The organism is Paenibacillus sp. An7 (assembly GCF_009870785.1).
GTDB lineage: Bacteria > Bacillota > Bacilli > Paenibacillales > Paenibacillaceae > Paenibacillus.
In genome coordinates this window covers 49,584-75,817 of record NZ_WTWX01000017.1, presented here as the reverse complement: position 1 = coordinate 75,817, position 26,234 = coordinate 49,584, and the positions used below count along the sequence as shown (strand labels likewise).

Here is a 26,234-nt window from a genome sequence, read left to right as displayed (position 1 = left end):
TCAGTTTTCAAAGATCAATCTCGCTAACAACTTTCGTCGCCAGCAACTCTTATATAATATCATGTATCAGAAATCTTGTCAATAGTTTTTTTATTTTGTTTTTCTTAAATCTAGTAAACTATTAATCTATATTCCCGCCTGTCGGTGACAGGACTTATAATATATCATGGATATTTCAATTACGCAACCCCTTTTTTATAAAAAAAGAAAAGCGGAATTATTCCGCTTTTCTCATGAGGATTTTATCGTTTAATCCATGGGTTTCTTCGTTCTTTACGTGCTCTACCTTGTCTTGATGCTTGATTATTATTGCTTGGCGCTTTATTTCGCTTATCTGAGGATACCGCTGCTTTTTTCACTTTATTAGATTTGGTAACTGCTTTACTTTTCTGTATCGCCTTCTCTTCTTCTAATATAGGGAGCTGATTGAGTCCGTCTAAATCAACAATCGGTTCCTGTGGCAACTCAGCACTATTCTGTTCACTAGTTTGAATCGTCTTTGCTTGGAAAGATGTCTGCCCATAATCGTTCTGGTAATTAGGATTATAATAGGGCGGCTGAACTCCATATTCAGTTGGTCTGAAATAATTTGTGTACTGCGGGTTGTGACCGTAGGCTTGCGGATGCAGCATAGGCTGTGCATTTTGGGCCGTTGCCGCTTTCCAGTCTGCTTCTGCTTGCATATAACTATATGGTAATGGTTTAGTATGACCACATCCGCAATCTCCTCCATATGAAGGAACATCAACAAGAGCATAATTTACAATGTAACCACCCTGTTCATAAGTGGTATGTGGTTGCTGACCTACCTCTCCACCTTTTCCTGACTGATAAGGCGTGTTCTGAACACTCTGCGGCAATAGGGTATACGGCAGTGGCTGAGGATAATCTTGCTTTTTATCATTTACATATCCATATTCCACGGGTTGTTGATACGGGTTTTGATATCCCTGGTATCCTGCATTTCCCCCGTACATTCCTTTATCATACGCTGGGTATTGAAAAGGATGGATGTACTCGCTCATGCAATCCTCTTTTTTTGAATAATACTCTTCCTTCTTAGGTTCGTACTCTGTTTTTTTCAATGGCGGTATTGGAACAGGCAGTGGTGTAGGTTTGATCATCTCTGGTTTAGGTACGGGTAGAGGCAGCGGCTTAGAAGGTGGAGGAGCTATTGGTTTTACTTCTGGTTTAGCAATAGGTTCAAGAATTGGTTTTTTAACTTCTTCTTTGGGTAGTTCTGGTTCTGGTTTTGTCATTTCCTCTTTTGGTGGAATCGGTTTTGGTTTAGTGATCTCTGCTTTCGGAGGCTTCGGCTTTGTTATCTCGGCTTTTGGGAGCACAGGCATTTCCGGCATCTCTGGCAGTTCTGGAAGCTGCGGATAGTTGGGCATAGGAGCAGTATTCTTTTTCCCTGTATGCACTTGGGTACCTGTTGCTGGCGTGATCGGACTTCCCTCTTGCATAATTTCTGTTGTTAGTTTCGGTGTACTGCTAGATCCAGATGGAATAAACACAGTTTCTCCGACAATCAGTGCGTTCGGATTCTTTAACTGCGGATTTACTGCAATCATATCTTGAAGCGAAACGCCCCAGGCTTTAGAAAGCTTCCATAATGAATCTCCTTGAACTACCTTGTGCTGATGCAAAATTGATCCGCCCGGTTGCGTCGCGACGGGGGCAGAAGGGATTTTCACCTTCGTACCAATGGTTAGTTGATTAGGGTTTGCAATCTCTGGGTTTGCACTAATGATTTTCTCAAGCGACACATTATATTTCTTGGACAAGAAATACAGGGTATCTCCTTCTTTTACGATGTGTATTCTCACAGGTTCATAACCTCCTTACAATCTTCAGGCATGACATTCGCCCTTTCTTTCGTTACTCTCATCCTATGCAGGACTTTTGACATTGACATCACTTCTCGTAAAAAAAACCTCATTCAGCAAAAATCTCTCTTGAGAGATAGGTTGCTAAATGAGGTTTAATGTGGCTATATAACACAATTACATGTTCTTCAGTTTTTTATGAGATGCAGTAAGCGTCTATCCCTATTCTTCCTTGTATATGTAGCAAGGGTAGGAGCCAAGTACACGTACTTGGCAACCAAGCGCCTCGATTTCCGCAAATGCAGCTGGAAGCAAAGCAGAATTGACTGAGTCCAGTACATCAATATAAAAATGATAATTACCCAATCTTTTTTTCGTAGGTCTGGATTCGATCCGTGATAAATTTAATTTGCGCCAAGCAAAGGCGGATAAGACCTGATGAAGTGCCCCTGCAAAATCCTCTGGAGGAGTAACTAAAATACTGGTCTTCATATGATCGGCTTCTCTATCCAATCGGATAGGATCACGCCCAATCAGCACAAACCGGGTATAGTTATTATCATGATCTGTAACCCGCTCAGCCATCAGATCAAGACCATGTTTTTGCGCTGCAAGACGTGTAGCAATGGCCGCCCAGCCTTTTCCCGGATTTTTCTTCACAATCTCGGCTGCTTCAGCCGTACTTCCGACGCTCTCAAGTTCTGCTTGAGGTGCATAGGTACGGATAAATTGCAGACACTGCGGGATTGCTACGGGATGAGACATAATTTTCTGAATACGTGTGAAATCAATCTCATCTCTGTCATTCAAAAATTCGGATTGATCCCCGATCAAATTCTGTATAGAAGGGTATACCCACTCACATTGCATGGGAATGTCCACTTCATGTATTAACCAATCCATATGTAGACTTACGGAACCATCTATTGTGTTCTCCACTGGAATAACACTGTAATTACTATCCCCTCGGTCTGTGGACCGAAATACATCGGAGATTAACTTGTAATGAATACCTTCATAGGACTCGCCCCTAAACAAAAAATCGAGCGCTTCATGGGATACTGTGCCTTCTGGCAATAGTGCAACTCGTTTCATGCTTTAACTTCCCCTTTTAACATGTCCAAAAATGAGTCCGTGTGCATTTTTGTTATTATTTGCACTCCGTTATGATCCGGTTGGAGCCATAGGGTATCTGCCTCAAGACCATGTGATTTCATCGTTTGCAGCATATAATTCTCGAGCTCGTGCTTCTGAGCTTCCTCTCTGTGCACAAGCGCAAGCACAGTAGGTCCCGCTCCACTAAGTGATGCTCCAAGCGCCCCCCTAAGAGGAGCTTGTTCCAAAATTTCTGCCATCCCAGGTACAAGTTCTGCACGATAAGGCTGATGGAGCCTATCTCTCATTGCAGCAGCGAGCAAATCGTAGCGCCCAGCAGCCACCGCTCCAACTAACAGAGAAGATCTGCTAATGTTATAGACCGCATCCTGAAGGGAAAGAACTTTGGGTAATGCTTCACGCGCTTTGGTTGTTGATAACTGAAAATGCGGAATCACTGCTAGAATTTCTAATTCTTTTGGAGGATCAATCTTCACATAATGGGCATTGTCTCCATCCCAAGCTGTAGCAACAAAACCTCCGAATAGCGAGGCACCGACATTGTCGGGATGTTTCTCTATTTGCGTAGCTAACGTAAATAATCGATCCTTTGATAAAGCAGAGCCAATAAGTTCGTTTGCAGCTACAAGGGCACCGATAATAGCAGAAGCACTGCTTCCAAGCCCACGTGTAAGCGGGACCTCAGAATACATAGATATAGAAAGTTCCGGAATGTCCACTCCTGCCTCTTCAAATACACGCTGTGCTACTTTATAGATTAGGTTTGATTTGTCCGTTGGAATTCCGTCCAGATGTTCACCATGCAAAACGATGCAAGTCTCTTCCGCTTGCTGCATCTCTATATAGGAATACAAGGTGAGTGCCATTCCCAAAGAATCAAAACCGGGTCCTAAATTCGCTGTGCTGGCCGGGACCTTCACTCTTACGATGTTGTCCATAATTCGTACTTCCCCTCCAAGTCATCCGTTAATGAGTTCAGCCTTCTACGCGGTACACGCTCTTTACTTTACGAATTACATCAAGCGATTCAAAATGCTTACGTACTTTCTCCATGTTGGCTTTACTTGCATCATGTGTCACGATAATAATCTCTGCATCCGGATTAAATTCGTTTGGCTGTTGTACAACCGATGCAAGACTCACGTTATATTCCGCAAATATTTGAGTGATCTGAGCGAGAACGCCTGCCTTATCATCCACATGAAGCAAAAGGAAATATTTATACTTAATTTCTTCATCACTAATCAGTCTCTTCTCTTTGTAAGGAGCGATTGCTTTCAGGCCGCTGACACCAAGCTTCACGTTACGAATAACCGATACGAGGTCAGCTACAACAGAAGTAGCTGTAGGCATCTCTCCTGCACCCGCTCCGTAAAACATCGTCTCTCCAACCGCTTCTCCATGCACGTAAACGGCATTGAACACTCCATTAACTGAAGCAATCGGATGCTTTTTCTTTACCATTGTCGGTTGAACACTAATTGTGATTTGGTCATCTTGACGCTCTGCAATACCAAGCAGTTTCATTTCATAACCAAGACGTCGTGCATAACTGATATCCTCTTTTGTAACAGAAGAGATTCCGCAGACAGATACGTCGCGAAGTTCCACATTCGTATGGAACCCTAGTGTAGCCAGAATCGCCATCTTGCGTGCTGCATCCAGCCCTTCTACATCAGAAGTCGGATCTGCTTCTGCATATCCAAGTTCCTGTGCTTCTTTTAAAACTTCCTCATAAGAAACGCCCTCTTGGCTCATTTTTGTCAAAATGTAATTGGTTGTTCCGTTCACGATCCCCATAATTTTAGTAATACGATCAGAGGAGAATCCTTCAATTAACGTACGGATGATAGGAATCCCGCCGGCCACACTAGCCTCATAATATACGTCGCAACGTTTTTCTGCTGCTTTGGCTAAGATTTCCGAACCATAAAGTGCCATAAGATCTTTATTGGCAGTTACAATGTGCTTTCCTCGCTCAAGGGCTTCTAAAATATATTCTTTCGTCTGATCTACTCCGCCCATGACTTCCACTATGACGTCAATATCCGGATGACGAATCACTTCCCAGGGATCTTCTGTTAATTTATCGGAATCCACATTGATATTACGGGTTTTTACTGTATTTTTAACAGCAATCTTCTCGATCACAATCGGTGATCCAACCTGACTGCTAAGATCCTCCTGATTCCCTTCCACGATGCGAACCACACCAGTTCCTACAGTCCCCAAACCAAGCAAACCTACTTTAATTGGTTTCATATCATTCATCCCCTAATGTACGATTTAGTGTTTCTCCTCTAACCCTGGCCAATTAGTCTTGTACGTTTCACTCCATGCAAATTTTCAAGCCGGTTCAACATTTCGCCGATTTCTTCGGTTATATGTGAGATTTCCACAGAGATTACTACATTCGCCCTCCCTTGAAGCGGAAGACTTTGATGTATCGTAAGTACATTCCCTCCACATGCTGCAACTAAAGACAGCACTTGAGAAAGCATACCTGATTCATGCTCCAAGTCAATAGAAATGGTGACAATCCTTTCTTTCTCTAGCTGATTAACGAGATGAATTCCATCCTTATATTTGTAAAATGCACTCCGGCTAAGACCTACCCGCTCCGCCGCCTCATGCACTGTTTTCACTTCACCTGTCGCAAGCAGCTGCTTCACTTGCATGGTCTTTACGACAGCTTCTGGTAAAATATCTTCCCTAACTAAGTAGTAACGCTCTTTCAAAACGTCCTCTCCTCAAAGACTATTGTATTCACATAGTGGACATTATATAGGATAGTAACGAAAAGGGCAATAGACAGATGGAAGGAAGATAGTAAAAAAAGCGGATATCCTTCAAAAGGATACCCGCTTTAATATGTCTTTTTAGCGCTTGGTTAAAAGTAACTGCTGCTCTCAACAAACTCAAATTCAAAATCAGCAATACGAACAATCGTACCATCTTTGGCACCACGTTTACGAAGCTCATCATCTACTCCCATATAACGGAGAGTACGAGCCAACTTCATAATGGCCTCATGTGAATTTAGCTGCATTCGCTTCATCATACGCTCAATCTTCGCACTGTGTACAACAAACATCTCATTTTCACGGACAATGGTAAACCCTTCATCTTCCGCTTTTTCAAGTTTGTAGACTTTACGCTCATTCACTTCGGCAACTTCTTCCACAACCAGTTCTTCTGGAATGGAATCCAGCAGATCTGCTGCTTTATAGAGAAGTTCTTTGATTCCTTGTCTTGTTAAGGATGAGATTGGTAAGATCTCTATGTCTGGACGAACTTCTTTGACTTTTTTCGTAAAGGCAGCAAGGTTCTCTTCCGATTCAGGCATGTCCATCTTGTTAGCTGCAACAATTTGCGGTCTTGACATCAGTTTTTCATTATATTGACGCAGCTCATCATTAATTTTTACCCAATCTTCAAAAGGATCTCTTCCTTCGGATCCGCTCATATCCACGACATGAATAATGACGCGAGTCCGCTCGACATGTCTTAAAAATTCGTGACCCAGGCCGACTCCTTCACTCGCTCCTTCAATGAGACCAGGCAAATCTGCCATAACGAAGCTGCGTCCTTCTCCTACTTCAACCACACCTAAATTCGGCGTAATGGTGGTAAAATGATATGCTCCGATTTTGGGTTTTGCTCCCGAAACGACGGACAGCAAAGTGGATTTACCTACGCTCGGAAATCCTACCAGCCCTACATCTGCCATTACTTTCATCTCAAGAACAATATAACGCTCTTCGCCCTCTTCACCATTCTCCGCAAGTTCTGGAGCCGGATTCTTAGGCGTTGCAAAACGGATATTTCCACGGCCTCCGCGGCCTCCGCGAGCAATGACAACTTGCTGACCATGGCGCGTCAGATCTGCGAGTATTTCCCCAGTATCTTCATCCGTCACAACCGTACCTGGAGGAATTCGAACAATCATATCCTCTGCATTGGCACCGTGCTGACTTTTGTTACGGCCTTTTTCACCGCGTTTTGCTTTGAAGTGGCGCTGATAACGAAAGTCCATGAGTGTTCTAAGACCTTCATCAACTCGGAAAATAACGCTGCCGCCTCTTCCTCCATCTCCGCCTGCAGGTCCACCCTCTGGTACATACTTCTCACGTCTAAAAGAGACAAGACCGTCTCCTCCATCTCCGCCTTTTACATATATCTTCGCTTTATCTACAAACATAATTGCTCCTTCCTCATATACCGCAAGTCACACGAAACTGGAATAATGCATGTTCTTCCGCTGCATGTTCCGCTTTGACTTTTACTTTAATCCCTTGCTTTATGGTAAACAAATTACTCCACGCTTCGGTCTCAGGCGATACCTTCTCTCCTTCGAAACGCACGATGATATCACCTTGATCCTGATGAAAAAGTATCATCAGCTTGCGGATCTCTCCCCAAGACGATCGGCTACTGAATTGATAAGCTCTGACCGTATCTGCAATCGCCCCTGTCAATATCTCACCGTCCTCGGGAGAAATCAAGGTGTCTAGTCGCAAGCCTTCTTCAACTTCAATATGAAGCTCTAGGGAGCTGCCACTCGTTCTGTACGATTGCAAATAAAAAACAAGAGAAGATATGCCGAGTTTGGAGATTTTACTTTCTTCCGTTGTTCTCTCTTTTATTCTTTCCACAACTTGTATCGATTTATCAGCCTTACCTAAACGAATATATCCATACAATACTTGCAGATCATTCATCCAGTCATGTCTGTGATGGTTTAATGTTGCTATGGCAGCATTCTCCATCCTCTGTGTAATATGCCTGCGCTGTTCCTCAAGTTGTTTGTCGATCCTTTTACAGATGAATACAAAGACGCCAACGATCCATATGCTAAGCATCAAACATGAAATCAAACTCTTCGAGATAATTACCACTACTAACGGAATCAGAATTGAGGTTAAGGCCGCATAGGGAACTTTTTTCCAGGAATTCATAACTTCTCCCCGTTCATCGAATCTAGTTAGCCTTTATCTTCAGGCTATACAGGCAGTATATCACACACAATGTTATCAGACAGTAACACGGTATAAAAAAAGCCTTCGGCAAACATGCCGAAGGCTCCTTAGGCTTAAATGCCTTATTACGCTTCTACTGCAGCTGCTACAGGAGCAACATCAACAGGGTAGACGCTCACTTTTTTACGATCGCGGCCCAAACGTTCAAATTTAACAACGCCTTCCACTTTCGCAAACAAAGTATCATCTTTACCGATACCTACGTTCGTACCTGGATGAATTTTCGTTCCACGTTGACGAACAAGGATGCTGCCACCACTTACTGTTTGACCGTCTGCACGTTTAACACCAAGACGTTTAGAGTGGGAATCACGACCGTTCTTTGTGGAACCTACCCCTTTTTTGGATGCGAATAACTGAAGATCCAATTTTAACATTGTAGTCTACCTCCTTCTTTAGTTATTATGCTGCTTTATCTGAATATACTCACCGTATGAATCGACAATCGAATTCAGCATTACCACAAGTGATTCAAGCAGCAGCTGTACCTGAGGATAGATATTGTCTTGAATTCCGGAAGGAAGATAAGCACTAAGAAAACCATGCTCCATTTCCGCATCAAGTTGAACCCCTGTAAGGGCCTCAATTGAATTCACGGCACCCACGGTTACGGCAGATACACCCGCACATACAATATCTTCACCGGCTTTTGCATAATTCGCATGGCCCTTCACTGAAAAACCACGAATACTGCCATCACTAAGACGAAAAATGTGTACAGTAATCACTGTTCCACCTTCTTACGCTTGGATTTTGCCGATTGTTACTTTAGTGTAAGGTTGACGATGACCTTGTTTTACACGGTAGTTCTTTTTAGGTTTGTATTTGTAGATAACAACCTTTTGACCTTTGCCATGTTTTTCAACAGTCGCTGTTACAGTTGCGCCGGCTACTACCGGAGTACCTGCAGTCAAACCATTTTCACTGGAAACAGCCAAAACACGGTCAAACGTTACAGTTTCACCATCAGCTGCGTTCAATTTCTCGATGAAAAGAACATCGCCTTCTTGAACTTTGTATTGTTTACCACCAGTTTCAATAATTGCGTACATTTGCTTGCACCTCCTCATGTCTCAGACTCGCCTAATCCAGGTGACTGCACATCCATACGGAGTGTAGTACTTCAACCTGATCGGAGCGGTTGCAGCATGTGCAGCAATGAATACTAAACACATACTTTGTGATTGTAACAGATTCAATTAGATAAATCAATAATTTCTCTAAACCTTCTAGTCAATAAAAAGTGTGCTTTCTTCTCTTACTTTTTTGCGTGTTAACTCAAGTAACCCAAGTCTTGTCCATCCAATGACTACGGATTTTGTTCGATCTTTCTTAATTTCTACCTCAAGAGTCCGTAAGACCATACTACGGTTTTCTTCCTTCTCCATATCAATAAAATCAATAATAATAATTCCACCGATATCTCGAAGACGAATAAGCCTAGCGATCTCCGCTGCGGCTTGGAGGTTTGTTGCGGTTACCGTCTCCTCAAGATTTCGTCCGCCAATATACTTTCCTGTATTGACATCAATTACGGTGAGAGCTTCCGTATGATCGATAACTACATACCCTCCACCGCCGAGCCAAACCTTGCGCTTAAAATCTTTCTCCAGCTGTTCTTGGACTCCGTAAGCTTCAAACACAGTTTGATTTCCTTGATAGACATGAATTTTCGGAATTTCACTATATACCATTTCCAAAAAATATGCTGCAGCCTCTTTCGCTCTCTGCTCATCGTCGATGACAAATTCATCGCCGCCTTCTGTATAGCTGTCACGTATAAATCTCTGCACAATACTTAAGTCTCGATGAAGCAAACGCGGAGCGCTGCATGTCTCTGCTTTGAACTGAATTCTTTCCCATTGTTTACGGAGCTGAATTAAATCTCCATCAATGGATTCCAAACTTTCTGATTCCGATACGGTGCGAACGATCATGCCTTCTTTTTCTGTTCTGCACTTTTCACTTATGATCTTTAACCGGTTTCGTTCACTTTCTTTTGCAATTCTTTTGGAAACAGCGACGTATCCAGCGAGCGGCATGTATACAATGTAGCGCCCAGGGAGTGCATAATGTGTCGTTACCCTGGCTCCCTTACCTCCTACGGGTTCTTTGAAGACCTGCACGATGATCTCCTGACCAACATGAAGTAGTTCCGTAATCGAAGGCTTTACCTCGGGCTGCTTATCCAAATGCGGGTGTAATACATCATCAATGTATAGAAAGGCGTTTTTTTTCTGGCCAATATCCACAAAGGCAGCTTGCATACCTGGTAATACATTGACCACCCGTCCTTTAAAAAAAGACCCGAGTAATCCACGTTCCCCTGTCCGTTCTGCTGCGTACTCAACTACCTTGCCTCGCTCCAAAAGTGCCATTTGCGTTATGTTCGGTTGGCAGTGTACAATCATTTGTTTCATGGCTTCACCTCTAGAGACTTTTAAAAAAGGAAAATAACAGCAACTACACGTTCACTTATTTTGTAGATTACCCCTTTTTCTCGAAATATGACTCAATAATGCGCTGTTCCGGCAAAACACCTATGATCTTGCCCTTAGCATTCATGACATAGATCATATGATATTTCTCTCTCTTAAATAAACGCAAGATTGTATCTAAAGGTTTCGCAGGTATCGAAATTATTGGCTGAGCCAGACTAGCAGAGGATAAATGATAAGCAAATAACTTATCCCTATTAACTAAAAACCGAACAAATCGGTAAGGGATATTGCGATAATCTTCGATCCCCGAATAGAGTAAAAAGCATCCCATCAGCAGAATGTTTAACTCTATTTTCCCTGTCTCCTTCATAATAAGCGGGGACAACGAGATAATAATCATGACGATACTAGCGACAATGCTGAGCCTGTAAGTAATAACCAGTGTTTTGTAATAAGGAAGAAATAAACTGATCAAGGCCTGGGCGATTTTCCCTCCATCGAGCGGAAGAATAGGTAGAAGATTAAACAAGGCAATGATCACATTCGCCTGAATAAAATAAATCAAAAACTCTCCATCCCACCAGTGTAAGCTGAGCATTCCTACTGCAGCTCCCATCATAATTACATTCTGAAGAGGTCCGGCTAGTGAAATGAGGATTTCTTTTGCCGCCGTTAAATCACCTCTGTCCTCAATGACAGCAACACCGCCAAACGGCAGCATCTGGATAGATCTTACCTGAATACCGAGAAGTGCTGCTGCTGATGCATGTCCTAATTCATGAATAAACACAATCACAAATAAAGTGATGAGTTCAATAAACTGTCCCGTGGCAACAGACAGCATCATTAGGAGAACGAATACCGGATGCATGGACAGCTGAACACCCATCACATTAATCAAATGATATCACTTCCGTCGGATCAATATAGGTGTCTCCTTCTTTAAGTGCAAAATAGAAAGTTTGATCCTGTTCCGAAGTACTTGCCGGGATTTGACCTATGAGATCTCCCTCTTCTACCCATGCACCCACGGTTAACTTGGTTTCTTCCAGACGACCATAAATACCAGTAAGTGTTGCTGTGTGCTGAATGACGATCGTAGTTCTCGCCTCGGGACTGTTACTGACTTCAATAACCCGTCCTGCATCCATGCTTTGTACCTGCTGAATTCCTCCCCCATTCGAATCCGGAACAATCTCAATGCCCTTCATCGTAATCGCAAACGGCTGCGCAATGGTCCCCTGTATCGGAGCCATATATTTGCGTGGGGCGGAAACTTTTAGCGGGGATGGATCATCATTTTGAAAGATCGGAAGAAAAGAAGGAGCACCTCCAAAGTGTTCTGTATACCATACTGCAGCTGAAGAAAAATCCATCTCGCGGTGGAGACTATCAGCAATAAACAGTTTGGCTGACTGTAGAAAAGAAACATCCCACTTGAATGCTCCCATGACTGCTCCAAATAATATCACACTGACAGCAAGCCTTCTTACAAAACCTCTCCTAAACCCACCAGAACGGACGGGAGGACTTTCTTCATGCAGTTCACCCCAGCCTCGGTATCCCTGTTTCCATAGAACTTCCGGGTCCCGCTCTTTCTCTGTTTGATCTGTTCGCTCATATGGATAAAGCCGCTCGGCCGGCTGTTCTTTAGGCTGCTGTTTCTGTTGTAATCCTTGCCCTGTTGTAAATTCCAACCCCAGTAAATTCTTTTCCCGATGACTTGTCTCGGATTCAAGAAGCTCCCTAATGCGTTCTTTTCTTCGTTCTTTTATATTTTGTTTGATATCCATACTCAGTCCTCCTAGTGAGGTATACTTCCACTATTTGATTTTATGAGCAGGAACAGATGAATATGAACAAGCCTTCTTTTTATATCAAAAAAAGGCACTGGAGCCTTTAAGCTCCAATGCCTTTTAATCATTCGCTAACCATCGTTTTTAATTCATTTATCTCAGTGCCGACAAAAATACGAGAACGATCAATAATAGACCCATCCCGTAAATTCAGCACAATATTTAAATACTCACGAAGATGAACAATATAAGAAGAAACATTTAAACATATGTTTAGCCGTTTCATTTGAGCGGATCCATTATTAACCCATCCCAAAAAATTTCTTAAAGCGTGTAAACACACCTTTTTTCTGTTCAAGCATCATAAGCGGAACCGTATCACCAAGAATACGTCTTGCTATATTACGATACGCCATAGCCGCCTGCGAATCAGGGTTCATAACCGTTGGTTCACCTGAGTTAGCTGCTCTAATTACAAGTTCATCATCAGGAACAATTCCAATAAGGTCAATGTTTAACACTTGAAGAATACTATCAATATCTAGCATATCGCCTGATTTGACCATATTATTACGAATTCGATTGACTACAAGTTTAGGCGATTTCACATGCGAACTTTCAAGCAGACCGATCACTCTATCCGCATCACGTACAGCGGCATTCTCAGGAGTGGTTACGACAATCGCCTGATCTGCTCCTGCAATCGCATTTTTGAATCCCTGCTCAATTCCAGCCGGGCAATCGATAATGACATATTCAAAATCTTTTTTCAGTTCTAACACGATATCTTTTACCTGGTCGGGGGATATCGAATTTTTATCTTTGGTCTGTGCAGCAGGAAGCATATATAGTTCATCAAAGCGCTTATCTTTGACTAAAGCTTGTCCTAATCTACACCGGCCCTCAGCCACATCTACCAGATCATATATAATCCGATTTTCAAGGCCCATAACAACATCTAGGTTGCGAAGTCCGATATCTGTATCTACCAGACATACCTTCTTGCCCAGTAAGGCAAGTGCGGTGCCTATGTTGGCGGAAGACGTTGTTTTTCCAACGCCGCCTTTCCCTGAAGTGACAACAATCGCCTCTCCCATGTATGCTACACCCCTTTAAACGCGTTAAAATCACGGTGCAAACGAACGATATTACTCGTCTTGTCGATCTGCATTTGTCCGTTCTGCAAGTAAGCAAACTCCATTCCCGCTTCACGCTTCTCCCATTCATCCGGAGGACGGCTGATAACTTCTGCAATTCGCAGTTGAGTCGGAGCAAAATGCGCTGCACTAATGATCGCTTCTTCATCACCGGTGCTTCCAGCATGAGCCATCCCGCGCAGCGCACCCATAATAAATATGTGACCTGTACAGCTGACGGTCCCGCCTGGATTAACGTCTCCAAGTAATAGAAGGTTACCCTCATGATGTAAAACTTGACCAGACCGAATAATTCCAGTGATGGTCGTAATTGCTTTTGCATCGTTAAGGTCATTCTTAGCATCCGGAGACTCAATGGAACGGATCAGTAGATTACCTTTCTTTTTCAAAATTTGAAGAATGGCATCTTTCTGATCTTCAGTTACGACACGCGAACCTAATTTGACATCGACATGAATAATGGGACCAGACAATATATTTTGATGGCTGTGTTCCAGTTTATATCGTAATTCACTCAGTAGCTCTTCTAAATCACACTCGTCATCCATCAGAAAAACCAGGCCATCCTTGATGCCTTTAATCATCACATGATTCGATTTTACTGTCATAAGCCTGTCCCTCCCATCTCAAACATTCGTGCCGAAGCGCAGCAGTTCCTTCTTTTCCCTGCAAAATGCAAAAACATTACGCCTTATCTTTACTTAGTGATCTATGTCGGGATAGCTTATCCAGCTGTTTACGCAAAGGTACATAGATAATAAGAGCAAATATGAAATGAATAAATACCGTAGGTATCATGTATTCTACAAGCGCCCAGTCATAGGAAACATGATTAAGCTGAAAGAGTTTGTATATAAAGAACAAAATCGTATCGAACAATAAACTGCCTAAAATGACAACCATCATCATAACAGGCATCGTCGTTCGCTGAGACTTAAAAATAAGACCCAGTAAATACGCGGCAAGTCCCATGGAAAAAGAATATGGTCCAATCATGTGTCCATAAAAAACAACATCATGCAGCAACCCGAAAATAATACCAAGGACTAGTGCCGTATGCCTGTGATAGTACACGGTCACAAACAAGATCGCAATATACACTAAGTTATAACCGATCCGAGGCAGCAATGCATCCGGAATAATCCATGGCATGACCGAACCTTCCAGCACAAAGAGGAAGAACAACAGAATGATGAGTACCTGCTTCCGGCCTGCCATTATGGAGTAACCTCCGGAGGGATGACAACAAATACTTCCTTCCAGTCAGTGAAGTTTGCTGCAGGCTCAATATAGGCAACTTGGGCCAATCCATATTCACTTACTTCTATATCCTTAACTGTACCAATAATCATATATTTAGGGAAACCTTCAATGATTCCAGAAGACATAATAATATCTTCCTCTTTAATGTTGGAACTTTCCGAAATTTTGGTCATTTGCAGATATCCTGTTTTCGGATCGTATTTTTCAATCATACCAAATGTATTATTCTCTTTGCCTACGACGGTAGCTGCAATCGCATTTGCATCACTTGAGCTTGGGTCGAGTGCTGTAAGAAGAGTGACGGTCGCAGTAAAGTTACTTACATGACTAATTGTACCTACCAGTCCATCAAGGGAGGTTACTGCCATTCCTTCTTTAATTCCTGCATTCTCACCGATGTCAATGTTCAGTACACGGTTGTTAGGATCCGAATTGACACTGATAACTTGTGCAGTCCGAAGTGTATAGTTATGTCTGTTCTTCTGTTCTTCCGTGAACTTCAAATCTTCCTGAAGCCTTTGATTCGTCTCGGCGAGATTACCGTATCTAACAGAATCCTGTTTATACTGTGCCACTTTTGTTTTCAATACTTCGTTTTCTTCCTGAAGTCTCTTCAGGTTGGCTATATCTTCAAAAAATCCGGAAACATAAGAGGCAGGTTTATAAAAAACTTGCTGCACAAATCCAACCATATCTTTGGTGAATTTCTCAGGCAAGGAGAGTCCTGCTCTTGACCCCACAGTGAAACCCATTAAAGCTATAAAAATAATGATACCAACAAGTAAAATAAACAATCTTTTGTTGCCAAGCCATTTAAACAGTTATAACACCCTCTTACATCCCTATTTCGTTATCATGTCTGCTACTTAAAAAGGGAAAGCAAGTGTAGCGAGGCCAAAGGCCTGTTCTCTACTTTCTTGCGATCCCAACAGTAGCATCAACATAAAAAATGAATGGTGCATGATGCCATATTGCACCATCACCTACAGCCATACCGGCTCAGCTCGCGGCGGATGCAGCCAGCGGGCTGAAAGTATAAACTATCGCGGCTTAGCGTTTACTTCTTGATTTAAATAAATGAATATTGTCCAGCGCTTTACCTGTACCAATCGCTACACAATCCAGAGGATTCTCAGCTACAATCACAGGCATGCCTGTTTCACCAGCAAGAAGCTTGTCCAGATTACGAAGAAGCGCACCTCCACCTGTTAGAACAATACCGCGATCCATAATATCGGCTGCGAGTTCTGGCGGACATTTTTCAAGTGTAACTTTCACAGCTTCTACAATAGAGCCTACTGTGTCTGCCAAAGCTTCGCTGATTTCATCAGATGTAATGGTAATCGTCTTAGGCAGTCCAGTAACAAGGTCACGACCACGAATCTCCATTGTCTCAACTTCATCCAGCGGAAGAGCTGAACCAACTTCCATTTTGAGCTGTTCTGATGTACGTTCACCAATCATCAGGTTATACTGACGCTTGATGTATTGAATGATAGACTCATCCATCTCATCCCCTGCAACACGTACAGAACGACTTGTAACAATACCTCCAAGAGAGATAACTGCAACTTCCGTTGTACCTCCACCGATATCAACAACCATGCTGCCTGTCGGCTCCCATACCGGGAGATCAGCACCAATCGCAGCTGCGAATGGCTCTTCAATGGTGTAAGCTTCACGTGCACCTGCTTGTTTTGTTGCATCTTCTACAGCGCGCTGTTCAACAGCAGTAATACCGGAAGGTACACATACCATTACATTCGGATGACGATGGAAGAAAGAACGCTGTTTCTGTGCTTGGCGAATAAAGTATTTAATCATTGTAGCTGTTGTATCAAAATCAGCAATAACGCCATCTTTCATTGGTCTAATCGCACGTATATTTCCTGGTGTACGACCAATCATCTTCTTGGCAGATTCTCCGACTGCCTCAATGACTTGTGTATCTGTACGTATAGCTACTACGGATGGTTCTCTTACGACAATTCCTTTTCCGCGGACATAAACGAGCGTATTCGCCGTTCCCAAGTCAATTCCCAAATCTTTTGTAAAGCCACCTAACATGCTGTAATCTCCCTTTCTTTTCCCTGCATTATTAACGTTGCTTGTTTCATGAGCAACTGCAACTTTATGATCCGATTCAATAAATAGCTAGATCAGAACACAAGGTATGTATTCTGTTATTCCGCTTATAAACCGTTAACGTACCACATTATATTATATGAACCCTTGTTCCTTCAAACTTACAAATTTTCCATCACCGATCACGACATGATCCAAAACCTCAATCCCTACAATATCTCCTGCCTCAAGAAGACGCTTTGTGAGCTTGATATCTTCCGGACTTGGAGTAGGATCTCCGCTGGGATGGTTATGTGCACAAATCAAAGATGCGCTGCTGCATTTGATCGCTGCACGAAATACTTCTCTTGGATGAACAATAGCAGCATTAAGACTGCCCATCGAGAGTGTTTCCTGAGCTATAACATGGTTTTTGGTGTTCAGAAACAGACATACAAAATGCTCTTTCTGCAAATACCGAAGCTGTTCCATCAATAGATCCGCTGCATCTCTTGGACTTCGTATTGTTGGACTGCTAGGCAACTTTGACTGAGACAGTCTTTGTCCTAGCTCAATTCCCGCCTTGAGCTGAACCGCTTTGGCAGGACCGATGCCTTTAATTTGTACCAATTCCTCGATACTAAAATCAACAAGACTACGCAGACTGCCTGCCTCACTCAGAATTCGCTGAGCAACATGTATAGCAGATTCCTGCCTCGTTCCTGTCCTAAGTAAGATAGCTAGTAGTTCCGCATGACTAAGTGCACCCGCCCCATGATGAAGCATGCGTTCTCTCGGGCGCTGTTCTTGGGGGATGTCGCGCAACATGTACCCTGGCGAACTCATCTTTTCCCTCTTTTCAAAAACAAACCTAGAACTTTCCCATCATTTGAATCTTTAAGATCTAATTGAATCTAAAAAACATTTAATTTTACGTTTCATCTATGGCAAGCACATGCATACCAAGCTCCGCAAGCTGTTCGCTTAGCAAGGACAATGGCAAACCTACAACGTTAAAATAACAACCTTCAATCGATTCAACCAGGATGGAACCAATGCCTTGAATTGCATAGGACCCTGCCTTATCAAATGGTTCTTTGGTTGCAATGTAGGCACGTATTCTTTCATGCGTTTGTGCTTTCATCTTCACTTTAGTCTTACGATGGTCTACGATGATACGCCCTGTATCTCCCGATATGCAGGCCACTCCGGAGTATACCTCATGAGTACGGTTCTGCAGCATACCTAGCATTCGAAAAGCGTCTTCCTCATCCTTCGGTTTACCAAGTATCATTCCGTCCATTACGACAATGGTGTCGCTCCCAACTACTATTGCACCCTCGAGACTTAATTCGTAGGAATCATAAACCGCCTTTGCCTTGCGAAGCGCTAATTCTTCAACGACTTGTTCAGGTGTGTAGTCTGCTGGTGTATCTTCATCTGCATGACTTGGAACAACTTCAAATGGTAATCTAAGTGAAGCAATAAGTTCGCGTCGACGTGGAGATGTTGAGGCTAGAATGATTCGATGGTTCTGCTGCTTTTTCAAAGGGATAACTCCTTACTTCACCGATAATGCGATAAACATCTCTGTTTTAATCGTTTTTTGTACTGACTTAAAACTGCTAAGGCATGATCAAAGTGAACATACCGGATTACAATTTGCGATAGAGCCAAATTGCAGATACCATACCCAGCAGACTAAGCAGGCTCATTTTCAATTGAATGTTTAGGTTATAACTAATAATGTCGAAATTTGCTTTGGGCGACCAACTGATTGTCGTCGTATTCGTTAGAATAGAAAGAGCCTTGAATTGCTCTAGACCCTTGGCTATGAAGGCTCCTATTAACCAACCCAAGAGCAGAAACAGTAACAACATGCCGAAATTTTTTTTCATTGTACTCTTCCCTCGCCATATTTTGACACCTTCATTATTATACGGGAAGCAACGCGTAAGTACAAATACAAATCCGGCCTGGGGAAGTATTTCCATTTCCCGGCCGGACCAAAGGGTCACCTTATGTTTGTTTCATTACCTCTAGCAGCTGTTTTTCCTGCAGGATATAATCCATTACAGCAGACTGCACCTTCCACATATGCTCTTTATTAGGGTTTTTATTATATTCAGATAATGCACTGATGGCAGTGCTCATGGAGGATTCCATCTTCCTCTCTATCTGCTTTCCGTTCTCAGAGAGTCCTGCATGAATTGCTCCAACACTGCTCGTAAATCGGTGATGCACATCCGAGATCTCGCTTAATTTGTCCTTTGGTACAGCGGTTTGAACTTGCTCGCCAATATGAGTAATCGATAAGGAAGCAAGCATGTCTGTGAGTATCCTGCTATTTTCAAAAAAAGGACTAACTTCATCTGCATTCCCTATGAATACAACATCTGAAACCGCAGGCAAAGAAATCTCTCTTACGTACAGCTCCACTCCCTCTGTCTTCAGCTGATTGCTTACTAGTTTTGCTTCTTCCCGGTTGGAAGATACTCCTGCATACACTCTTGATTCATCAAGCGGGTCACTTCCCGCTGCAATCCCTGCCTTAGTAAGTTCATGTTTTGCCTGACTCGCACCTTCTGGTGTACTAAACACGCCATATTGAAGCATAAAATATGTCGCTGCTGGTATGGATACAGCAGTGCTAGCAAGGTTCGAACTGTCCGTTCCTATTGATTGCGTCTGTGTATTTTCAGCAGAAGAGACAAGTTCTGTTCCGGCCGTTCCCTTTACGGTCTGAGAGGCTGTATCTGTTCCCGAGTCCAGCATAGACATGGCAACAAATCCGAACAAAACGCCCGTCATAATCGCAGCTGTTACCGAACCAAATACTTTCCAACCTCCTGGGGACTTCCGGTGATGAACAGCATACGATTCAGTGGTGATCTCCGGGTAATGCTGCATAGGCAGGTCATCATATGGTTCTCTATTATTTTCCCTGACAGAAGAACTCTCGGTAAGCGTGCTTTTCTCGATCATGGAAGAACCCACATAGGGACCAAAAGGTTCCCCCCAATCATCGTATATGGGATTTCCGTAATAGGTATCTTCCTTATCCTCTTTCTGCTCTTCGGAATGATACTTTAAATGATGCTGTTCACCACTGTAACCAGTCCGATCATTTCCCTCATCTAATGGGTGATGAGTTTCAAGTGGAGGGACGCTCCTTGGGTCCAGCGAGATGGGAGTGATATCAGTTTCCCAAGCAATCTTCTGATTAGTATGAGGAGTCTCCTTTTTTTCTACTATGTGATTGGAAAGCTGATGAGCAGTCTTCTGAGACTCCTCTCCAAAACGAAATGTCATTCTCGCCTTATTCACGGTGCAAGCCCCTCCCTTGTCCTTTTTATCAGCTATATGTGAGAAAAAGGTTATATATGCATAAAAAGCACCATCTCTGCTATCGCAGAAATGATGCTTTTTATTATTGTTCTTGCCTGGCCTTCTATTTCAAACCTTTAGCCAGCTCATAGCCAGCTTTCCAAATATCGCCTGCGCCCATAGTCAGCACTAGGTCACCTGGGTTTAATCGATTTTCCAAATCTTTAACTACATCCTCTTTTGTTGGGAAGTAGGTTGCATTTGGATTACTGTTTTGCTTAATAAGCTCAACTAACTTAGAGGAATGAACCCCTTCAATTTGCTTCTCCCCGGCAGGAGAGAAAATGTCTGTAATGATGACTTCATCTGCTTCAGCAAAAGCACGACTGAAAGCATCTAGCAAGAAGAAGGTACGAGTATAACGCTGCGGCTGGAATACAGCAATAATCCGTTTTCCTGTCGCTTTTGCCGCGCTGATTGTAGCTTCAATCTCTGTAGGATGATGAGCATAATCATCAATAATCAGAATATCGCGTGCTTCGCCAAGCACCTGGAATCTGCGTTTTGCCCCACTAAACTTCACGATCGCTTTCACGATGGATTCAAAAGGTATACCTGCTTCTAGACAAGTAATGATCGTTGCCATCGCATTGCTTACATTATGTTTACCAGGTACAGAAAGTTCTACTTTACCAAGCGGAGCTCCGCGATGATTCATCGTAAATGAAATATGACGATCACCGAGCGTAAGATCAGTTGCTGTATAATCTGCTTCTGCATCAATTGCATACGTAATAATGTTAGATTTGAGCTGCGGCATAATACTTTGAATGTTCTCATCATCTGCACAAACAATCGCACAGCCTTCAGGTTTCACCTGATTTAAAAACTTCACATACGCATTTTTCAGCTCATTAAAATCATTATTGTAATTTTCAAGATGATCCGCTTCCAGATTCGTTACAATCCCAATCCAAGGATGATAATGCAAGAATGAACCATCGCTCTCGTCCGCTTCAGCAACGACACAATCGCCTTTTCCTGCCTTGGCATTCGTTCCGAGATTCATGATTTCCCCGCCGATGATGTAAGTAGGATCTGTTTCACATTCTTCCATAACAAGCGCGATCATCGAGGAAGTTGTTGTCTTACCGTGTGCTCCCGCAACGGCAACTCCCTTACGCTCGTTAAGTAAACGCGCCAACATTTGTGCACGGTGAAGAACCGGAATTTTTAATTGTTCCGCTTCCACTCGTTCCACATTGTCCGCAGTTGCAGCCGTTGAATAAACAACTAGATCTGCACCGTGTACCTGTTCCGCCGTATGGCCGATATATACTTTTGCTCCTTTTGCGGCGAGCTTTTCAGTTAGCTCCTGGGATGCCACATCCGAACCAGTTACCTTATAACCCATCTCTAGCATAACTCTTGCAATGGCGCTCATCCCATAGCCGCCGATACCGATAAAATGTACATGTTCCGTAGTATTCAACAAGTTTTCACCAACCTTTTTCAGAATCGGTTTGATGCAAAAGACTGGCCCGAACATCTGCAATTAAATACAATGTGCCGGACACAATCCCCAGATCGTCCGCTTCCGTCCGTAACTTAAGTAAGCTCAGTGCATTTTTCCATGAAGGTTCTACAATGATGTCAAGGTTTGGTTTGGCAAAGGATGGACGAAGCTCTTCTACCATATTTTTTAACTGTGCCGCATCCATTTTACGTCGGAAATCAGGCTCAGTCAGGATAAGCGTATCCACTAGTGGCAGTATATGCTCTAAATATGATTTGTGATGCTTATTCACAAGCATGCCCATCATTAAAATTAATTTCCGATCTGCATACAAATCCTTTATCGTTCTGGCAAGTGTTTCTGCACCTTCCGGATTGTGTGCCCCATCTAAAATAAGAAGGGGATGATCGGACACTTTCTCAAAACGTCCGGCCCAAAATGCCCTTTGAAATCCCTTTTTCAAATCTTCCTCTTCCATATAGAACGCCATGTACTGGCGCAGCACTTCAAGTGTCATCAGAGCACATGCAGCATTTGCACTTTGGTGCTTGCCCTGCATTGTCAGCTCCACATCAAGTTCACGAAACGGTCCATTATAATGGAATCTTTGACCATTCTTATTAACTTCAAGTTGTTCATAAGTAAACTGTTCACCTGCAACATACAGGGTTGATTTTTTCTGCGCACAAGTTTCACGAATGATACGTATTGCTTCCGGCTGTTCAACCGTAGTAACAACAGGGACGCCGGGTTTAATAATCCCTGCCTTTTCAGATGTAATTTGTTCAATCGTATCTCCAAGAATATCGGTATGGTCAAAACCAATATTCGTAATCACCGAAATGACAGGAGTCACGACATTTGTTACATCAAGCCTTCCCCCAAGCCCAGTCTCCCATACTACCACATCGGGATAGCATACCTCCGCATAATACAGAATTGCGAGCGCTGTCGCAACCTCAAACATCGTTGGAGATCCAAGTTCTGTAGCAGCTACTTCTTCCACAAAAGGCTTCAGTTTGTTAGCCAGCTTAAGCAGGGTATCTTCCGGGATGTCTTCTTCATTATACTGAAATCGGTTTGTAAACTTGGTGATATACGGAGAAGTAAATGTCCCTACATCATACCCGCCCTGTCTAAGGGTAGAAGTCAGAAAGGCACAAGTGGATCCTTTTCCGTTCGTTCCCGCGACATGAATGAATTTTAGATGTTTATGCGGGTCGCCCAGCTTTGATAATAACAATTCAATGCGGGATAGTCCCGGCCTTATTCCAAAAGGAATAAGATTGTTAATCCAAGCTACTGCATCATTGTAGGTTTGTAAAGGAGCTGCACAAGCAGCTCCTGTATTTTCAGACATTTTCTTCACCCTCCGATTGCGAAATTTGTGAGACTTTTCTTTAAGGGATACTGCGAAAATAATAACCAGTTTAATTAGCTTTGTAATTCCGCAATGCGAGCAATAACTTTACTGCGTTTATCCGAATAATCCGCAAGTTTTGCACGCTCTTCCTCAATAACTTTTGCTGGAGCTTTGGATACAAAGCCTTCATTACCGAGTTTTTTCTCAATACGAAGCACTTCTTTATCTAAATTCTCGCGTTCTTTCTCAAGACGAGCGATTTCCTGATCAATATCAATGAGTCCTGCGAGCGGGAAATAAATTTCAGCACCTGAAACAATTGCTGTCATCGCTTTCTCCGGCGTAGGTAGAGAGATGCCTGTAGTCAGATCGGACGTATTACAGAATCTGCTAACGTAAACAAGGTTGTTATCGATGATCTGCAGCGCTTCTGCATTACTTGCATTTACGTTCATTTCGATCTTCTTACTCATCGGCACATTCACTTCTGCACGAACATTACGGACCGCGCGAATGAGATCCATCAGCATATTCATCTCAGCTACAGCCTGATCGTTAACAAGTTCTTCGGTAAATTCAGGCCATGCTGCAAGCGTAATGGTCTCTCCATCATGCGGCAAATGCTGCCAGATTTCCTCTGAAATAAACGGCATGAACGGATGGATAAGACGCATTGTATGATCCAGTACATAAGCAAGTACCGACTGTGTTTTCCGTTTTGCCTGTTCATCTTCACCGTATAACGTCAATTTGGAGAATTCGATGTACCAGTCACACAGATCATCCCATATGAAGTTATACAGCGCACGTCCGGTTTCTCCAAATTCATAAGCGTCCATAAGACGAGTTACTTCTCTTGCTGTTTCATTTAGGCGATGCAGAATCCAGCGATCAGCTGTGGATAGCTCACCTGTAATGTCAATATCCTCATATTTAATGCCTTCAAGATTCATGAGAGCAAAGCGGGAAGCGTTCCAAATCTTATTCGCAAAGTTACGTGCTTGTTCTACACGTTCCCAGCGGAAACGAAGATCTTGTCCTGGTGTGCTGCCTGTTGAAATCATATAGCGCATTGCATCTGCCCCATATTTCTCAATTACTTCAAGCGGATCTACCCCGTTGCCAAGTGACTTCGACATTTTGCGGCCTTCTGCATCTCGTACCAGTCCATGCATCAGCACATCTTTAAACGGAATTTCATCTGTAAATTCAAGCGCTGTAAAGATCATTCGAGCTACCCAGAAGTAAATAATGTCGTACCCAGTCACGAGCACAGACGTTGGATAGTAGCGTTTCAGATCTTCAGCATCTTCAGGCCAACCTAGAGTAGAGAAAGGCCATAACGCCGAACTAAACCACGTATCAAGAACGTCTTCATCTTGACGAAGATCTGTAGAGCCGCATTTGGTACAAGTAGTGAGGTCTTCCTGACTAACATGAAGCTCTCCGCAAGCATTACAATACCAAGCTGGAATACGGTGTCCCCACCAGAGCTGACGAGAAATACACCAGTCGCGGACATTCTCGATCCAGTGCAAATACGTTCTCTCAAAACGATCGGGAACAAAGTTTACCCCTTTTCCGTTCTTCTGAGCTTCAATCGCTCTTTCTGCAAGCGGCTGCATCGCAACAAACCACTGTGTAGACAGATAAGGTTCTACAACAGCACCTGAACGCTCACTATGACCAACTTGATGCACATGGTCTTCAATATTAATGAGTACACCCAGTTCCTTAAGGTCAGCAACGATCTGCTTACGGCACTCACTGCGGTCAAGCCCTTTATATTTACCAGCTTCCTCATTCATGGTACCTGTCTCATCCATAACGGTGATTTGCGGCAGGTCATGACGAAGACCGACTTCAAAGTCATTTGGATCATGCGCAGGCGTAATTTTTACCGCTCCGCTACCAAACTCTTTTTCTACATATTCATCAGCTATAACAGGGATTTCACGGCCAATAATCGGCAGTACAAGTACTTTGCCAATCATATCTTTGTAACGGTCATCTTCAGGATGAACCGCAACAGCCGTATCACCAAGCATGGTTTCTGGCCTTGTTGTTGCAACGATAATAGAGCCGCTGCCGTCTTTTAAATCATATTTCAGATGATACAAGTGGCCTTGTACTTCTTTATATTCAACTTCAATATCAGATAAAGCAGTACGTGCTGCCGGATCCCAGTTAATGATACGTTTCCCGCGGTAGATAAGACCTTTATTATAAAGTTTCACAAACACTTCACGTACGGCTTTCGATAACCCTTCATCCAGCGTAAAACGCTCACGTGAATAGTCAAGAGACAAGCCCATTTTTGCCCATTGAGAGCGGATTGTATTGTTATATTCTTCTTTCCAGTCCCATACCTTCTCGAGGAACTTTTCACGTCCGAGATCATAACGAGTAATCCCGTCTTCTCTTAGCTTCTGTTCTACTTTGGTTTGTGTTGCAATCCCAGCATGGTCAGAACCTGGCAACCAGAGTGCATCATAACCTTGCATCCGTTTTGCACGGATAATAATATCCTGAAGAGTAAAGTCCAGCGCATGACCGATATGAAGCATACCCGTTACGTTGGGCGGTGGAATCACAATGGTAAAAGGCTGCGCATCCTTGCGCTGACCTGCTTTAAAGAAATTGTTCTCCATCCAATACGGATACCACTTCTGCTCCGCAGCATGCGGATCATACGTTGTGGGCATTTCCGTCTGATTAGGCTGATTTGGTTGATTTGTTGCTTCAGACATATACATTCCTCCTGTTATTTTAGAAATCAAAATTCATTTTTCCATCAGTAGCAAGTAAAGATAAAAAAAACAAAAAGACCCTTCATCCTCAAAGGACGAAAGGTCATTCTTTCGCGGTACCACCTTTGTTTCATACCAAAACATGATGACCACAAACTTTAGTTTGCGGGCTTGATATGACACTTTGTTAGGCAGTATAACGGCTGCAGCCGGCCACATTCTAGTGCTTTCTATGTACAAAGCATACGAAAGCATTCAAAAGGGCAACTCCCGGGTGACTTCGGATCAGTAAAGTATCCTGCAGAATCTCACACCAATCGATTCCACTCTCTGAAGGGTTTACTGCTTACTACTCCCGTTCTTCGTTGTTCCATGTGTAATTCATGAGATCTATACGAACCACAATGAATTATATTCATTGTATCCCCAATCCTACAGACATCATACATTTCTAGTCTAAATTCGTCAACAGGCGAGTACCTAATTTCCGTATAGGGAAAGACTGGAGCAAGATTCTAGCTAAGTTTCATGAAGCATCAAGATAATAAATAATAACAAAAAAGTGTCCTTGGT

At 43.0% G+C, this 26,234-nt stretch carries 25 protein-coding genes and 2 other annotated features; all 25 genes read right to left on the bottom strand.

Annotation, left to right across the window (positions count from 1 at the left end; genetic code table 11):
- Positions 1-242 precede the first annotated feature (242 nt).
- Entirely contained in the window at positions 243-1,829 is a 1,587-nt protein-coding gene (locus tag GQY27_RS16580; RefSeq protein ID WP_160036370.1) for a LysM peptidoglycan-binding domain-containing protein, read from the bottom strand.
- A gap of 222 nt (positions 1,830-2,051) precedes the next feature.
- Positions 2,052-2,924: a prephenate dehydratase gene (gene pheA, locus GQY27_RS16575; protein ID WP_160036369.1), complete on the bottom strand. Its 873-nt coding sequence runs from the start codon at positions 2,922-2,924 to the stop codon at positions 2,052-2,054.
- Positions 2,921-3,883, bottom strand: a complete 963-nt coding sequence (gene thrB, locus GQY27_RS16570) for a homoserine kinase (RefSeq protein WP_160036368.1) — start codon at positions 3,881-3,883, stop codon at positions 2,921-2,923. Before thrB ends, pheA begins: the two co-directional genes overlap by 4 nt.
- Positions 3,884-3,920: 37 nt before the next feature.
- Positions 3,921-5,207, bottom strand: coding sequence for a homoserine dehydrogenase (locus tag GQY27_RS16565; protein ID WP_160036367.1), 1,287 nt, complete (start codon positions 5,205-5,207; stop codon positions 3,921-3,923).
- Positions 5,208-5,245: 38 nt separating this feature from the next.
- Positions 5,246-5,683, bottom strand: a complete 438-nt coding sequence (locus GQY27_RS16560; RefSeq protein WP_160036366.1) for an ACT domain-containing protein — start codon at positions 5,681-5,683, stop codon at positions 5,246-5,248.
- 152 nt (positions 5,684-5,835) lie between these two features.
- On the bottom strand, positions 5,836-7,146 hold the full coding sequence (gene obgE / locus GQY27_RS16555) for a GTPase ObgE (protein ID WP_160036365.1): 1,311 nt from the start codon (positions 7,144-7,146) through the stop codon (positions 5,836-5,838).
- 13 nt (positions 7,147-7,159) lie between these two features.
- Positions 7,160-7,903: a Spo0B domain-containing protein gene (locus GQY27_RS16550; RefSeq protein ID WP_160036364.1), complete on the bottom strand. Its 744-nt coding sequence runs from the start codon at positions 7,901-7,903 to the stop codon at positions 7,160-7,162.
- A gap of 146 nt (positions 7,904-8,049) precedes the next feature.
- Positions 8,050-8,361, bottom strand: coding sequence for a 50S ribosomal protein L27 (gene rpmA / locus GQY27_RS16545; protein WP_160036363.1), 312 nt, complete (start codon positions 8,359-8,361; stop codon positions 8,050-8,052).
- 18 nt (positions 8,362-8,379) lie between these two features.
- On the bottom strand, positions 8,380-8,712 hold the full coding sequence (locus GQY27_RS16540) for a ribosomal-processing cysteine protease Prp (protein WP_160036362.1): 333 nt from the start codon (positions 8,710-8,712) through the stop codon (positions 8,380-8,382).
- Between the two features lie 12 nt (positions 8,713-8,724).
- Positions 8,725-9,036, bottom strand: a complete 312-nt coding sequence (gene rplU / locus GQY27_RS16535) for a 50S ribosomal protein L21 (RefSeq protein WP_160036361.1) — start codon at positions 9,034-9,036, stop codon at positions 8,725-8,727.
- A 13-nt stretch (positions 9,037-9,049) separates the two neighbouring features.
- Positions 9,050-9,137: a sequence feature (ribosomal protein L21 leader region), on the bottom strand.
- 76 nt (positions 9,138-9,213) lie between these two features.
- On the bottom strand, positions 9,214-10,404 hold the full coding sequence (locus GQY27_RS16530) for an Rne/Rng family ribonuclease (RefSeq protein WP_160036360.1): 1,191 nt from the start codon (positions 10,402-10,404) through the stop codon (positions 9,214-9,216).
- A gap of 67 nt (positions 10,405-10,471) precedes the next feature.
- Complete coding sequence (locus tag GQY27_RS16525; protein WP_201450744.1) at positions 10,472-11,326, bottom strand: M50 family metallopeptidase; 855 nt, start codon at positions 11,324-11,326, stop codon at positions 10,472-10,474.
- The gene (locus GQY27_RS16520) at positions 11,319-12,218 is read right to left on the bottom strand and encodes a M23 family metallopeptidase (protein WP_160036359.1); all 900 of its coding nucleotides are present in this window, start codon (positions 12,216-12,218) and stop codon (positions 11,319-11,321) included. Before GQY27_RS16520 ends, GQY27_RS16525 begins: the two co-directional genes overlap by 8 nt.
- Before the next feature lie 305 nt (positions 12,219-12,523).
- Positions 12,524-13,318 carry a septum site-determining protein MinD gene (minD, locus tag GQY27_RS16515; RefSeq protein ID WP_160036358.1) on the bottom strand — a complete coding sequence of 265 codons (795 nt, stop codon included), beginning with the start codon at positions 13,316-13,318 and terminating at the stop codon, positions 12,524-12,526.
- A gap of 5 nt (positions 13,319-13,323) precedes the next feature.
- Positions 13,324-13,986, bottom strand: coding sequence for a septum site-determining protein MinC (locus tag GQY27_RS16510; protein ID WP_160036357.1), 663 nt, complete (start codon positions 13,984-13,986; stop codon positions 13,324-13,326).
- A gap of 76 nt (positions 13,987-14,062) precedes the next feature.
- Positions 14,063-14,596, bottom strand: coding sequence for a rod shape-determining protein MreD (gene mreD / locus GQY27_RS16505; protein ID WP_160036356.1), 534 nt, complete (start codon positions 14,594-14,596; stop codon positions 14,063-14,065).
- Positions 14,596-15,435 (bottom strand): rod shape-determining protein MreC, encoded by an 840-nt coding sequence (mreC, locus tag GQY27_RS16500; RefSeq protein ID WP_160036355.1) that lies wholly within the window; start codon positions 15,433-15,435, stop codon positions 14,596-14,598. The genes mreD and mreC overlap by 1 nt, the downstream gene beginning before the upstream one ends.
- A gap of 256 nt (positions 15,436-15,691) precedes the next feature.
- Positions 15,692-16,708, bottom strand: coding sequence for a rod shape-determining protein (locus tag GQY27_RS16495; protein ID WP_160036354.1), 1,017 nt, complete (start codon positions 16,706-16,708; stop codon positions 15,692-15,694).
- A 153-nt stretch (positions 16,709-16,861) separates the two neighbouring features.
- Complete coding sequence (gene radC, locus GQY27_RS16490; protein ID WP_160036353.1) at positions 16,862-17,551, bottom strand: RadC family protein; 690 nt, start codon at positions 17,549-17,551, stop codon at positions 16,862-16,864.
- Positions 17,552-17,636: 85 nt separating this feature from the next.
- Complete coding sequence (locus GQY27_RS16485) at positions 17,637-18,254, bottom strand: Maf family protein (protein WP_160036352.1); 618 nt, start codon at positions 18,252-18,254, stop codon at positions 17,637-17,639.
- A gap of 106 nt (positions 18,255-18,360) precedes the next feature.
- Positions 18,361-18,585, bottom strand: coding sequence for a DUF4321 domain-containing protein (locus GQY27_RS16480; protein WP_374705840.1), 225 nt, complete (start codon positions 18,583-18,585; stop codon positions 18,361-18,363).
- A 139-nt stretch (positions 18,586-18,724) separates the two neighbouring features.
- Positions 18,725-20,032, bottom strand: coding sequence for an SPOR domain-containing protein (locus GQY27_RS16475; protein WP_160036350.1), 1,308 nt, complete (start codon positions 20,030-20,032; stop codon positions 18,725-18,727).
- Positions 20,033-20,156: 124 nt separating this feature from the next.
- A complete protein-coding gene (gene murC / locus GQY27_RS16470; protein WP_160036375.1) occupies positions 20,157-21,524 on the bottom strand; it encodes a UDP-N-acetylmuramate--L-alanine ligase in 1,368 nt (455 codons plus the stop codon).
- Positions 21,525-21,531: 7 nt separating this feature from the next.
- The gene (locus GQY27_RS16465; RefSeq protein ID WP_160036349.1) at positions 21,532-22,908 is read right to left on the bottom strand and encodes a bifunctional folylpolyglutamate synthase/dihydrofolate synthase; all 1,377 of its coding nucleotides are present in this window, start codon (positions 22,906-22,908) and stop codon (positions 21,532-21,534) included.
- A 74-nt stretch (positions 22,909-22,982) separates the two neighbouring features.
- Positions 22,983-25,661 carry a valine--tRNA ligase gene (locus tag GQY27_RS16460; protein WP_160036348.1) on the bottom strand — a complete coding sequence of 893 codons (2,679 nt, stop codon included), beginning with the start codon at positions 25,659-25,661 and terminating at the stop codon, positions 22,983-22,985.
- A gap of 88 nt (positions 25,662-25,749) precedes the next feature.
- Positions 25,750-26,033, bottom strand: a binding site (T-box leader).
- Between the last annotated feature and the right edge of the window lie 201 nt (positions 26,034-26,234).